We start from the raw sequence: 12,666 nt of genomic DNA, 5'->3' as shown, positions 1-12,666 counted from the left end.
AGTGGAGTTTTCTATGTTGTCTTTCATGCGAGAAAATGGGCGAGGGGAACCGTCAGGGCAGGAGAGTCCTCAAGCGGATGGGAATGCGTCAGGGGCGCAGCAGGAGTATCTTACTGTAGAGGCCCGGGACAAAAAAAGTGTTCGCAGAAGTACGATATTGCTTGGGGGCCTGTTTGTCTTAGGCCTGTTTTTCCTATGGTTTATGATAAAAAAGAGCTCACCCCAAACAGCGGCAGCATCCACGGGAAAGGTTGACACTGAAGGGGCGCAGATTGAGACGGCAATTGCACAGCTTACAGGCATTAGGTCAGAAATGTTTAACCGGATGGATGAGGTCGTTAAGAAATTTTATGAGTTTTCGGACGTGCAGCAAATAAGAGTCGATGAACTGGTAAAAAATCCGTTTAAGCATGAGGTATTACTGAGCGGCTTAGAGGAAAAGCCCGATACTGAAGATGGAAGTTTCGGTATGAGGCAGGAGCAGTTGAGACAACAAACAAGGGATATGCAGCTTTTGAGCATTCTGGCGACTGACAATGGAAAGTGCTGTGTGATTGACGATAAACGACTTTACGAGGGAGATTCAATAAGAGGTTTCAAAGTTTGCAAAATCGGTGATAGTACGGTTTTACTTGAATCGGATGGTGTGGAAATAATATTGAAGTTGTCGGAATGAAACCACCTTTTACATTTGAGAGAAAACGGAATTCTAAAAGGCCGGAAACCAATTCACAATCTGCCGACGACGGATTGGATATGGAAACCGCAGATGGACAGACCCGCTCTTGCGATAAGTCGCAGGATGGGAGTGCGGACGATCTGATACGCGGGCTAAGCAATCTTTACAGCCCGGAAGAGGCCGGCGAATCACATGCTTGCGATATCGCGGATGTCCTGCTGGATATGGGTAAGCTTACGCCTGAGGTGCACAGCAGCCTGCGGCAGGAGTTTGTCTCTAACGGAATAAAATCGGCTTCCGATGCCGAAGCGATACTACTGAAAACAGGGCTAATCAGCGCTGATGATATCTTGGAAGCAAAGGCTTCGCTGTATGGTCTGGAGTTTCGGCATATAAAGCCGGAAGACGTGGATAAAGAAGCTTTCGAGAAGCTCGACATCGATTTCATAAGGGATAATTATGTTTGCCCGATTGCGATAGAAAAGGGTTCAGCCGAAGGAGAGATTTTGGTTGTTGGAACCTCCGAGCCTGCGAATGTTTTTGCGATAGAAGATGTGAAGAGGCAAACACGTATGGAGCTGAAGGTCGTAGTGTGCAGCTCCGAAGCTATTGAGGCGGTGTGCGACTCGTTCAAGGATGAAAAAATCGATTACAATTTTGACGATATCATTAGTGATATGACGGATGTGGAGGTCGTTGCGGACCAGGAGAAAGATTTTGAAGACCTCGAAAAAATGGCAGGTCAATCACCTGTCATTAAGTTTGTTAATTATCTGATTAATAGAGCTGTAAGTGACGGCGCCAGTGACATTCATATTGAGCCGAAGGACAAGTTTACGAGAATAAGATGCCGTATAGACGGAGTGCTTTTCGAGATAATGCAGTCGCCGCTAAAGATGCATTCCGCGGTTGTTTCGCGCATTAAAATTATGTCCAATCTCGATATTTCCGAGAGGCGGCTGCCGCAGGACGGGAAAATTTCAATTATTGTCGGCGGCAGAGGGATTGATTTGCGGGTTTCGATACTGCCGACAAATCGCGGAGAAAAAGTAGTTATCCGCGTACTTGACAGCAAATCGATTCTACACGGTCTTGAGCAGTTGGGTATGGAGCCTAAAGTAATGGCTGCTTTTAATGCGCAAGTATTGCTGCCCAACGGGATTTTGCTTGTTACAGGTCCTACAGGCTCGGGCAAGAGTACTACGCTGTACTCGGCTCTGTGCCAGATGGACGGTGATAAATTGAACATCTCAACGGTCGAAGACCCGGTGGAATATGAGCTTGGTTTTTGCAACCAGGTGCAGGTCAACGAGAAAATTGGTCTCGATTTTGCTTCGACACTGAGGAGTTTGCTACGTCAGGACCCGGATGTCATAATGATAGGCGAAATTAGAGATAGCCAGACGGCTCAAATAGCCGTGCGAGCGGCCTTGACGGGACATTTAGTGCTTTCGACGCTGCACACAAATGATGCAGCCAGCAGTGTTACAAGACTGGTCGATATCGGTATTGATGCTTACCTGATAGCAGCATCGCTGAATGCAGTGCTGGCTCAGCGGCTGGTAAGAAAGATTTGTCCGAAGTGCAAGCAGATTTATCATGTCCCGAAAAATATGCGCAAATATATGGAGAGTGCAGGGATTGACCATGACCAGATTTTTCACGGCGCCGGTTGTGATTATTGCAGGGGCTCAGGTTACGCAGGCCGAGTGGGTATTTACGAACTTTTAGTTGTTGACGAAAAATTCAGAGACGTAATTAACAAAGACCCATCCTTGGGCAACATGCGACGGATATTTTACGAAAGCAAACAGCCAAGTTTGTTTGACGATGGGATGACAAAAATAAAGCACGGTTTGACGACAATAGACGAGGTGCTGCGAGTGACCAAAATGTATAGCCAAAGCGGAGAATAGATTTCCTTCAAAAATATCGGGTAATAAAACAGAAGTATAGGGAGTGAAACGGTGTTTGTTTATCAAAAGGAGATTGTGATATGACAAATGTAAAAGCTATATTGGCGGATGCGATAGGAAAAAGAGCAAGCGATGTGCATATCAACGTCGGGATGCCGCCTATATTGCGGAGAAATACGGAACTGATAGAGATGGATTTCCCTGTTGTCAGCAGCGAAGATGCAAAAGAAATGGTTCTTGATATGGTTGGGCTGGACAAGTTCAAAAAACTTGAAGATAAGAGGGACATCGATTTCTCGACGACCATTGAGGACGGCCATAGGTTCCGTGTTAATGCCCATTACCAGCGCGATACGATAGCAATTTCGTTCAGAGTGATTCCAAATCAGGTTCCTGCGATAGATGATTTGCATCTGCCGCTGATAGTTAAAGAGTTAACAGACCTGCCGAGAGGATTGGTTCTGGTGACGGGCCATACCGGTTCCGGTAAAAGCACGACGCTGGCAGGAATGGTAGGATTGATAAACAGAAAATATAAAAAACGTATAGTTACGCTGGAAGACCCTATCGAATATTTGCTGGAAAACGAAATGAGTATGATAGAGCAGCGTGAAATCGGCGATGACTGTCCGGATTTTGCATCGGGCCTGCGGCATGTGTTACGGCAGGACCCCGATATTATTATGGTCGGCGAAATGCGCGACCTCGAAACTACCAGCTCGACAATTACTGCCGCTGAAACCGGGCATCTTGTCTTCAGCACGCTGCATACTATGAGCGCGCCTCAGACCATCGAGCGTATTATAGATATTTATCCTGCAAATCAGCAGGACCAGATTCGCGCGATGTTGGCCAATACGCTGCAGGCCGTTATCTCGCAGACACTGTTTAGGCGGATAGATATGCCGGGGATGGTGCCTTGCACGGAAATTTTGCTGTGTACCATAGCGGTAAGAAACTGCATTCGTGAAAACAGAATCTACGAAATACCTAATATTATTGAGACTTCCCGCAGCCTTGGTATGCTGAATATGGATAACAGCATCATTGATATGTACTCCAAAGGTCTCATAGACAGATGTGAGGCAATTACGAAGTCGACTAATCCCGGAAAGATGGAGAAGTCGCTCGTGCCTATGGAGCGGTCTGAAGTTATTCAGTCGCCTTTGCGATAAGCGGCTGATTTAGGCCTATGTAATGCACAGTAAATGGAGGGACGGCATTTTACGAGCTGGCCTTTTGTAGATTAAAAAATGGGGGCTTGAAGAACATGTCCGGAAATTTTTCGCAAAGTTATGAAGGTGCAGCGGTTGCTGTGGAAAATCCTCGGCCCGTTCAGACACTTCATGAACGAAAGCAGGACGGGAAGCCCGCAAACCTGCAGGAGAGCATACTGAAAAAAATCCAGGGCTTCAGGGTTGAGTTCGGACCGAGCAGTAAGGATATTCTGAACTTCACTAATCAGCTTGCAATTATGGTTCGGGCGGGGATAAGCATTCAGGATTCGCTGGAGTTAATAGCCGCCCAACTTGAGAACCGGAAATTTGTGGCGGTAATCGCCGATTTAAAAGCCAAGATTGAAGCGGGCAGAAGTTTTTCACAGGCGCTTGCAGAGCATCCGAGAGTATTCAGTAATCTTTATATAAATATGATCGGTGCTGCGGAAGTTTCCGGCTCTCTCAGCACAATGCTGCAAAAGTTAGCGGAGTATCTGGACCAGGAGGCCGAGACACGCTCACAGATTAAAGGGGCGATGATTTATCCGGTTATCATAGCGGCTATGGCGGCATTTGTGACTATTTTCCTTCTGTGCTTTGTTTTGCCGAGGTTCACGGCGATATTTGCAGGCAAGGAACATTTACTGCCGGGGCCCACCAAAGTCTTAATGGCCGGCAGCGAATTTTTGCGGGGTTACTGGTATTTTATTCTAATGGTTGTTGGCGGAGTGCTTATGGGGTTTTGGTACTTTATTACTACCAATACCGGCCGGTATTGGTGGGACAAGACCAAGCTGGTGCTACCTCTCGTCAAAACGCTCTGCAAAAGTCTTTATATAACAAGGAGCCTGCACACGATGGGAGTCCTGAGCAGGGCCGGAGTGCCCATTCTTAATACTATTTCGATAACATCTCAAATATCGGGAAATGTCCTTTATAGGGATATGTGGCTTGCGGTCTATGAGCAGGTACGGCAGGGGAAGAAAATCGCATCGAGCCTCGTTCGGTATAATCTTATGACGACCAATGTCGTACAAATGATAAAAACGGGTGAGGATTCGGGTACATTGGGAGAGGTCCTCAGTGATGTTTCTGAGTATTACGCAAGAGAGCTCAAAACCGTTATCAAAACTACTGTTTCAATGATTGAACCTATAATGATAGTCTTGATGGGTATTTTGGTCGGCTTTATCGCGATGAGCATTATTCTGCCGATATTTAAGATGTCCAGCGCTGTTATGGGGAGATAGGTGAGAGCGCAATTAACCTGTGTGCTATTATGAGAAAGAATGGTTTTACACTTATTGAGGTATTGATTGCAATACTGTTGGTCGGAGTTGCAATAGCGGCTCTGGTTGCGGCCAATGGTTCATTCACAAAGGCTAATACTGGTGCGGCGGATTTATCGACCGCTGAGTTTCTAATCGAGCAGGTAAGGGAACGTTCTATCTCGGTCAGATACGATAATTTATCCGGCTTGAATGGTACGTTTTCGCCGCCGATAAATGCGACCGGCGGAAGTTTAAATGCTTTCGCCGCGTTCAGCGAGCAAATTGTTATTGAAAACGTAAGCGAAAGCAACTTCGAACAAGCTGTTGCTTACGACAGCGGCTTTATCAGAGTAACTGTAAAAGTTTTTTTGAACTCTAAGGAAATTAGCTCAGCGAGATGGCTTCGGGCTGATATTGATGAATAAAGGCGAGGGGTGTTTATGTTAACCAGGCCGGCTAAATCTGCCGCAGGTTTTACTCTTGTGGAATTACTGGTTGTTTTGGCGGTGGCGGGCATATTGCTTGCTGCTGTGGTTGTGGCTTTTAACGCCTCGCTCATAAATTATCGTCAAAACGAGGCTGTCTTTGAGTCAATCAACAAAGCCAGACAGGCGCTTTTTCGAATAACAACTCAGGTTCGGACGGGTTTGGTTGACCCCGCTGTTACGGGCGAGGACAGATGTAAATTGTTATGTGCCGATGGTTCCGAAGTGACATACCGTTACGATAGCGCTGATAAAAAGCTGTATCTCCACGACCATGCTACCGGGGCCGATTATGTATTGTGCAGCAATATCACCGCTATGACTTTTGTCAAGACTCCCACGGATGACGGGGCGGATATTAAGAGCGTTCAGATTTCCATAACGGTGGCAAGCGGTGATATTGAACGGACCGTTTCAGCGGCGGCGGTAGTCAGAAGAAATTTGAAGTGATGACTGCTGTAAGTCGCTTTCATAGCAAGTGTTACATCAGCAAGGTAAATCTGCAATGGGACATTTCTAACAAAAGTCTTGATTTTTTTTGTTTGTTTAATGATAGTATAAAGACTTAAGGGGCGGTTAGCTCAGCTGGTTAGAGCGCCTGCTCGACACGCAGGAGGCCGTTGGTTCGAGTCCAATACCGCCCATTGAACAAACTTAATGTAAACTTTTAAGGAGAACTAAATGAAGGCGAAATATGTTGTGATTCTGGCGGCAGTGGTAATTGCTTTTGGAATAATGATGACAACGGGCTGCTGCGAAAAGAAGAAGAAGAAGTGCGAGAAGGCCCCGGAGACAAAGGCCTGTGAGAAGGCCCCCGCCCCCGAGAAGAAATAAGAAAACTATCGAATTAAGAATATCCAGCGTCTTTAGTGCTACAGCCGGTACCAGCAGATAGGAAAGTGAAGTTTAGGGTTTCGGACCGCCGGTGACGGTGGATATTTTTTTATGTCAGGGGTATTGTGAGGGGAAAGAGCGGACAGGATGGGTAATTACGAAAGATTTGTGAAAGCGATTAACCGGGAGGAAACCGACAGGATATTAACTTATGATTTTATGGTTAGTAGAGAATTGCTGGCAAGATACGGCGGCTTCGATGAATCGAAAAAGTATGCTTTCGAACAGATAGTTGAGATAAACGCCAAAGCTTTCAAGGGAATGGGGCTGGATGCTACACACCAGATTTATGACCCTGTAAAATCGTGGGTTAGGTCAAAGATTGAGAACTGGGGACGCTTTCTGGGGGTGAATCCGGACGGATGGGAGGTGACACGAAGGGGAGGGGCGGACTGGATTACGAGAAGACCTTTCTCGAATTTGAAAGAGCTCGAGAAAAATATGCCCGGAATTCCGAAATATGAAGAAGTCAAGAAATGGTATGCACCATTTATTAAACATATAAAAGAGGTTTTTGATTATTACGACCTTGTCTTTGTCGGAGCAGTTGATGGGCCTGTGAATGATGCTTACACTTATGCCGGTATGGAGCTTTTTATGACGGCGATTTACGATGCTCCGGAACTTGTTTCGCAGATTATGGATTGCGCCGCCAGGTTTTCGGCTTATATCGCACAGGTGTTTGCAGAGAATGCGTCGGCCCCGATGCTGTTTATGGGTGAGGACATTGCCTGCGATACAGGGCCGATATTCAGCCCGAAGTTTATAATAGAGCAGGCACTGCCGCGGTGGAGATGGATTAGCGAACCGATTAAAGAGAAAGGTTTTAAGTTTTTGTTTCACAGCGACGGGAGATACGGCGAGCTTCTGCCGATAATATTCGAGCAATTCGGGGCTGACGGCCTTGAGCCGATAGAGAGGAAGGGTTGCAACGATATTTTCGAAATAAGAAGGCGATATCCAGACAAACTGCTTTTTGGAAATGTGTGCTGTGCAGTTACACTGCCGGAGGGGAACATCTACGACGTTGAAGATGAAACATTGGAATTGATAGAAGAAATCGGTCCGCAGGGGGGAATATTAATAGGGTCTTCCGGCGAAGTCGGAGGTATGATTCCACCGGAGAACACGGTAACAATGTACGAAACGGTCCACGTATACGGAACATATCCAATTGATGTGGAAAAAATCAGAAAACGGCGCGGCGAAATCGGGGGCGAATTGAAAACGAGAAAAAAGCGAACGAAACCACAGGGGGCGTAACTATTGTGCCTTTAAGTACAATAGTAACTGTGGTATCGATTGTATCAGCGTCGAAGAATTATGTATCAACTGTCCCATAAAAGCGTCCCCTGCCCATAAACGGCGATAAATCTTTTTCCGGCAAGGTTATTTGCTATTTTCGGATGAAGCGGCGGTTTTTTGCTTCCGATGTTTTGTTTATTATACTTTAAACGATAAAGCGGCGGGCAGGGAAGAAGCTTCCAGTTCTTATGTTGAGCTTCTTACCACGAAGATTTAAGTAAAAATAAAACGCCTGCTGATTGCGTATTTGCAATTTATCGGGAAAAACTTATTTTGCTGGAAAAGAGCTTATTGAATGGCGACAGAAAGAGGAGATTGAATGAAACCCGCGCAAGAAATTTCCAGTACCACTACCTTTAAAACTAAAGCCGACATTTTATTTGGCGAACTACTCGTATCCAAAGGGCTTTTGACCCGCGAAGAGCTGACTGAGGTGTTAAACGAACAGAAAGAGCATGGCGGCCGACTCGGCGAGGTATTGGTTCGACGGAAAATGCTGAGCGAAGAAGATATTACCACGGCCCTGGCCGAACATCTCTCAATGGAATATATCCGCCTCGATGATATTACCAAGACAGATATGAGTATCGCTCGAATGTTACCTGAGGCTATCTCCAAACGATTTTGTCTTGTGGCGATTGGTGAGGTAGATGGCAACGTTATCGTGGCGATGGCAGACCCGCTTAATGTTGTAGCGATAGATACAATCTCGCTGAAAATAAAACGTCAAATTAAAGTAGTAATTAGTTCGCCCAAGGAAATTCGGCAGGCGATAGAGGTGATTTATCATGGTTCTGATGTCGAGGAACAACAGCTCCGCGACATTGTCGGAGTTAGTGAAGATAGCGAGGTGACGTCGGTTACAGATGAGGCCCAGGAGGCAGACGCAGAGAGCGCAGCAGCTGCAGCGAGAGCACCTGTGATTCGTTTTGTTGACTTGTTACTAAGCCAGGCGGTCAAAAGCAGAGCAAGTGATATTCATATCGAGCCGCAGGAAAAGTCGATGATGATTCGTATGCGAATTGACGGTATCCTTCGTGATATGGTTCCGCCGGCCAGAAAAATGCAGTCCGCGGTGACTGCCAGGATTAAGATTCTCTCAGATATGGATATTGCTGAACGCAGATTGCCCCAGGACGGCCGATTAAAAGTAAGAGCCTCCGGCAGAGATATAGATGTCAGAGTCTCGACAATTCCGACAATATACGGCGAAAAGATAGTGATGCGAATTCTCGATTCAGCAGCGGCAAGCCATGACCTTGACCAGCTGGGGTTTGAACCAAAACGTCTCGAAGAATTTAAAACCGCATTGTCTCAGCCCCACGGCATCATAGTTGTCACCGGGCCGACCGGCAGCGGTAAAAGCACCACATTATACGCGGCGTTAAATTACCTGAGGGACCCGACGGAAAACATTACCACGGTTGAAGACCCGGTTGAATACCGTCTGGCCGGTATTAACCAGATTCAAATCAAGCCGGAAATCAATCTCGATTTTGCGACATGTTTGCGGGCAATCTTGAGACAGGACCCGGACATAATTTTAATAGGTGAAATCAGGGACAAAGAAACGGTTGAAATCGCAATAAAAGCGTCTTTGACCGGCCACCTGGTTCTGAGCACATTCCATACCAACGATGCGCCCAGTGCGATAAGCAGGTTTATCTATATGGGAATTGAGCCGTATTTGCTGGCTTCAACGCTCAACTTAATCGTTGCCCAAAGACTTGTTCGAAAAATCTGTGAGAAATGCAAAGAGCCAGTCGAGCTCAGCCCGGATGTTCTTAAACGCCTGAAAATTGACCCGGAGCAGGCCAAAAACACTGTCTTTCATCACGGAAAGGGCTGCGGCGCCTGTGGGAACACAGGGTATAAGGGGCGTTTGCCGATTTTTGAGTTCCTCGTAATGGATTCAGATATTCGCGAAATGATCATTAACGGCAAAAATGAAAGAGAAATTAGAGCAGCGGCCCGTCAAAAGGGTTATGGCGGGTTATTTGAAAGCGGCATCAGTAATATGATGAATGGCTTAACTACCGCAGAAGAAGTCCTTAGCACGGCATTTACGGAAGACATAGGAGTGAAATAATAAGGCTCTATTTTTTAGTGAACTTGAGGTTTTTAGACGCCGATAATATATAGCTGCGAGGAAGCCTTAAAGCAGCGAATTAATGCCAGGCAATTTTAGGTAAGGTCTGATAAATGAAAAACTACAAATATATCGCTCGGGATTCGTCAGGGCAGCGCAAGGAAGGCTTCAAAGATGCTTCTTCCTCAAATGATTTACTTGGCTGGCTTCGTGAACAGGGGCTTACTCCTGTCTCTGTCAACGAGATAGCGGTGGACACCCCAAAAAAGCACCTGACAGATTTCAGCAAGCGAATCAAATCGGCGGACTTGGCAGCACTTTGCTGGCAGTTGACCACAATGGTAGAGGGAGGAGTTGCTATTCCCACGGCCTTGGAGACCATTAGTGAAGACGTGGACAATTTGCAGCTTCGAACAATATTAAAACAGATTTTGGAAAAAATGCTTAAGGGAGAGACTTTTTCGAACAGTATTTTGGAATATCCGAAGGTTTTTAACCGGCTGGCTTATGCGATGATATTAGCCGGAGAGGCCAGCGGTAATCTCTCGGAGGTGCTGCGCAGACTGGCGGAGTATTTTGATAGCCGCGATAAATTGGCAAGAAAAGTTAAAGGTGCAATAGCCTATCCCATTTTTGTGCTCGGATTTATAGTGCTGATAGTCATATTCATTATGGCTTTTATTATTCCGCGATTCCGTGTTATATTTGACCAGATAGGCGGTAAACTGCCCGCTTTTACCAGGGGCTTCATGGCGGTTTACAGTATTCTACAACACAACCTCCACTACATTATCGGCTCCATTCTTTTCGTGATAGTTTTTGCGGTTTTAACCTCCAAGACCCAAAAAGGCCATCATTTCTTCAGCAGAATCGTTCTGTCCATACCTTTATTTGGCAAGGTAATCAAACAGGCATTTATTGTAACGTTCTGCAGAACGATGTCGACTTTGGTGGCAGCAGGCGTTTCGGTGCTTGATGTGTTCGATATTCTCTCCGGAATGACCGATAACGAAATTATAAAGTCGGCCGTAACACGAACCAAAGAACGTATTGTCGGAGGCTTAAACATCTCCTTGAGTATGGCCGCAGTCGGCTTTTTCCCTAATATGGTCATCAAAATGATACAGGTAGGCGAAGAAAGCGGCTCATTAGCATCAGTACTTGAAAGAACCAGCACCCATTACGAACGAAAGGTTGATTCCACAATAACCTTCATGACGAGTATGCTTGAGCCGATAATGATTGTAACTGTTGGAGCGATTGTGCTGGTGGTAGTTCTTGCGATGTATCTGCCGATTTTCACAATGTCGGACATGGCAAGCTAGCCCGGCAGCAGAAGCGGACCTTGGCATTGTTAGGGAAAAGGCGATAAGTAAAGTCGAAAAACTAGTACAGTCACTGGTGAATTTGACCGATAGATGAAGCGAAAAACTAAAGGGTAGAAACTTATAATCTTGAGACATTTTTTAGGAGAAATCAAAATGAAAAGCAAAAAAGGTTTTACACTGATAGAGCTGATGGTGGTTATTCTCATCGTCGGCATCCTGGCGGCGGTGGCAATTCCGATCATGCGGGGCCGAATTGATTCAGCCAAGTGGTCGGAAGGAAAGGCCGCGCTGGGCACCATAGGTACAGCGCTGCGTGCCTATTCCGCTGAGAAGGGTGCGGCTGGAACGTATGGAGCAAATTTACCAACGCTGGCGACCCTGGGATTCAGCGCCAGCGACCTTCACGGGACTTATTTCACCATTGCCAATTATGCGGTTACAACCTCGGCTTTTACGGCAGGGGCTGACCCTGAGTTGACATTTACAATCAGGGCCACCAATACTGGTACAGGCATCACAAGTCCTTCTGCGGTTACACTGAGTCAGGCAGGTGTTTGGACGGAAACGCCGTAAGGTTTATTCTGTTTGAATTGCAAATAAGGTCTTATTTGAGAGCAACTGAAGGGAGAGGACAGGGCTGTTAAACAGTCCAAATCCGCTGCAACAGTTGCTCTAAATCGAAGTAAGAGTGAGTGAAGCGATATTTGGAGAAGTCAAAGTGAGAAGCAGAAAAGGTTTTACGCTGATAGAGCTGATGGTGGTTATTCTCATCGTCGGCGTCTTGGCAGCGGTGGCAATTCCGATTATGCGGGGCCGAATTGATTCAGCCAAGTGGTCGGAAGGAAAGGCCGCGCTGGGCACCATCGCCGCATCGCTGCGTGCCTATTCTGCTGAGAAGGGTGCGGCTGGAACGTATGGAGCAAATTTACCAACGCTGGCGACCCTGGGATTCAGCGCCAGCGACCTTCACGGGACGCATTTCACCATTGCCAATTATTCGGTTACAACCTCGGCTTTTACGGCAGGGGCTGACCCTGAGTTGACATTTACAATCAGGGCCACCAATACTGGTACAGGCATCACAAGTCCTAGTGCGATTACACTGAATCAGGCAGGTACTTGGACGGAAACGCCGTAAGGGCTTATTGTATATTTATTCTGAATAAGTGAGCGCCTATAAATAAGGTCTTATTTTAGAGCAACTGATAGAGAGGACAGGGCTGTTAAGCGGCCCGAATCTGCGGCGGCAGTTGCTCTGATTGAAGTAATGATGGCTATGGTCGTATAGCCATCTTTGATTAAATAGCACGCTGGCTTTATTACGAAGGATGAAAAACTCTTGTGTTTCCGACGCCGTTTTTATCTGGGTTCCCTTTTGCCTGAAAGGTGCGGACAAATCCGCTATTTCCGGCGGGTCCTATAACGGCACAGGGGTGAACCAATGATGGGGGTTAAGAATGCTCAACGCATCTGGGGCAAAAT

At 46.5% G+C, this 12,666-nt stretch carries 12 protein-coding genes and 1 tRNA gene; all 13 read left to right on the top strand.

All coding sequences use genetic code 11. From position 1 onward, the window contains the following. Positions 1-13 precede the first annotated feature (13 nt). Positions 14-676: a hypothetical protein gene (locus PHG53_01840; protein MDD5380368.1), complete on the top strand. Its 663-nt coding sequence runs from the start codon at positions 14-16 to the stop codon at positions 674-676. After that, positions 673-2,595 carry a GspE/PulE family protein gene (locus tag PHG53_01835; GenBank protein MDD5380367.1) on the top strand — a complete coding sequence of 641 codons (1,923 nt, stop codon included), beginning with the start codon at positions 673-675 and terminating at the stop codon, positions 2,593-2,595. The genes PHG53_01840 and PHG53_01835 overlap by 4 nt, the downstream gene beginning before the upstream one ends. An 80-nt stretch (positions 2,596-2,675) precedes the next feature. Then, on the top strand, positions 2,676-3,770 hold the full coding sequence (locus tag PHG53_01830) for a PilT/PilU family type 4a pilus ATPase (GenBank protein ID MDD5380366.1): 1,095 nt from the start codon (positions 2,676-2,678) through the stop codon (positions 3,768-3,770). A 95-nt stretch (positions 3,771-3,865) separates the two neighbouring features. Then, positions 3,866-5,062, top strand: coding sequence for a type II secretion system F family protein (locus PHG53_01825; protein ID MDD5380365.1), 1,197 nt, complete (start codon positions 3,866-3,868; stop codon positions 5,060-5,062). 29 nt (positions 5,063-5,091) lie between these two features. Continuing rightward, positions 5,092-5,508, top strand: a complete 417-nt coding sequence (locus PHG53_01820; GenBank protein MDD5380364.1) for a type II secretion system protein — start codon at positions 5,092-5,094, stop codon at positions 5,506-5,508. 15 nt (positions 5,509-5,523) lie between these two features. After that, the gene (locus PHG53_01815; GenBank protein ID MDD5380363.1) at positions 5,524-6,018 is read left to right on the top strand and encodes a prepilin-type N-terminal cleavage/methylation domain-containing protein; all 495 of its coding nucleotides are present in this window, start codon (positions 5,524-5,526) and stop codon (positions 6,016-6,018) included. A gap of 120 nt (positions 6,019-6,138) precedes the next feature. After that, positions 6,139-6,212 (top strand) — tRNA-Val (locus tag PHG53_01810). Positions 6,213-6,249: 37 nt separating this feature from the next. Further along, the gene (locus tag PHG53_01805; protein ID MDD5380362.1) at positions 6,250-6,402 is read left to right on the top strand and encodes a hypothetical protein; all 153 of its coding nucleotides are present in this window, start codon (positions 6,250-6,252) and stop codon (positions 6,400-6,402) included. 147 nt (positions 6,403-6,549) lie between these two features. Continuing rightward, entirely contained in the window at positions 6,550-7,725 is a 1,176-nt protein-coding gene (locus PHG53_01800) for a uroporphyrinogen decarboxylase family protein (protein MDD5380361.1), read from the top strand. A 361-nt stretch (positions 7,726-8,086) separates the two neighbouring features. Then, positions 8,087-9,856 carry an ATPase, T2SS/T4P/T4SS family gene (locus PHG53_01795; GenBank protein MDD5380360.1) on the top strand — a complete coding sequence of 590 codons (1,770 nt, stop codon included), beginning with the start codon at positions 8,087-8,089 and terminating at the stop codon, positions 9,854-9,856. Positions 9,857-9,969: 113 nt separating this feature from the next. Further along, positions 9,970-11,181 carry a type II secretion system F family protein gene (locus PHG53_01790; GenBank protein MDD5380359.1) on the top strand — a complete coding sequence of 404 codons (1,212 nt, stop codon included), beginning with the start codon at positions 9,970-9,972 and terminating at the stop codon, positions 11,179-11,181. Between the two features lie 156 nt (positions 11,182-11,337). Then, on the top strand, positions 11,338-11,757 hold the full coding sequence (locus PHG53_01785; GenBank protein MDD5380358.1) for a prepilin-type N-terminal cleavage/methylation domain-containing protein: 420 nt from the start codon (positions 11,338-11,340) through the stop codon (positions 11,755-11,757). A gap of 145 nt (positions 11,758-11,902) precedes the next feature. Then, entirely contained in the window at positions 11,903-12,322 is a 420-nt protein-coding gene (locus PHG53_01780) for a prepilin-type N-terminal cleavage/methylation domain-containing protein (GenBank protein MDD5380357.1), read from the top strand. Positions 12,323-12,666: the final 344 nt, after the last annotated feature.

The organism is Phycisphaerae bacterium, assembly GCA_028714855.1.
In the GTDB taxonomy this organism is placed as follows: Bacteria; Planctomycetota; Phycisphaerae; order Sedimentisphaerales; family Anaerobacaceae; genus CAIYOL01.
Note: the sequence above shows the minus strand (reverse complement) of the source record. Positions and strands in the feature narration are given on the sequence as shown.

What these genes read in the sequence shown, in the direction of transcription:
- PHG53_01800 (MDD5380361.1), top strand. Translation starts at nt 6,550, where the DNA reads ATGGGTAATTACGAAAGATTTGTGAAAGCGATTAACCGGGAGGAAACC.
- PHG53_01835 (MDD5380367.1), top strand. Translation starts at nt 673, where the DNA reads ATGAAACCACCTTTTACATTTGAGAGAAAACGGAATTCTAAAAGGCCG.
- PHG53_01820 (MDD5380364.1), top strand. Translation starts at nt 5,092, where the DNA reads ATGAGAAAGAATGGTTTTACACTTATTGAGGTATTGATTGCAATACTG.
- PHG53_01830 (MDD5380366.1), top strand. Translation starts at nt 2,676, where the DNA reads ATGACAAATGTAAAAGCTATATTGGCGGATGCGATAGGAAAAAGAGCA.
- PHG53_01815 (MDD5380363.1), top strand. Translation starts at nt 5,524, where the DNA reads ATGTTAACCAGGCCGGCTAAATCTGCCGCAGGTTTTACTCTTGTGGAA.
- PHG53_01790 (MDD5380359.1), top strand. Translation starts at nt 9,970, where the DNA reads ATGAAAAACTACAAATATATCGCTCGGGATTCGTCAGGGCAGCGCAAG.
- PHG53_01795 (MDD5380360.1), top strand. Translation starts at nt 8,087, where the DNA reads ATGAAACCCGCGCAAGAAATTTCCAGTACCACTACCTTTAAAACTAAA.
- PHG53_01805 (MDD5380362.1), top strand. Translation starts at nt 6,250, where the DNA reads ATGAAGGCGAAATATGTTGTGATTCTGGCGGCAGTGGTAATTGCTTTT.
- PHG53_01825 (MDD5380365.1), top strand. Translation starts at nt 3,866, where the DNA reads ATGTCCGGAAATTTTTCGCAAAGTTATGAAGGTGCAGCGGTTGCTGTG.
- PHG53_01785 (MDD5380358.1), top strand. Translation starts at nt 11,338, where the DNA reads ATGAAAAGCAAAAAAGGTTTTACACTGATAGAGCTGATGGTGGTTATT.
- PHG53_01840 (MDD5380368.1), top strand. Translation starts at nt 14, where the DNA reads ATGTTGTCTTTCATGCGAGAAAATGGGCGAGGGGAACCGTCAGGGCAG.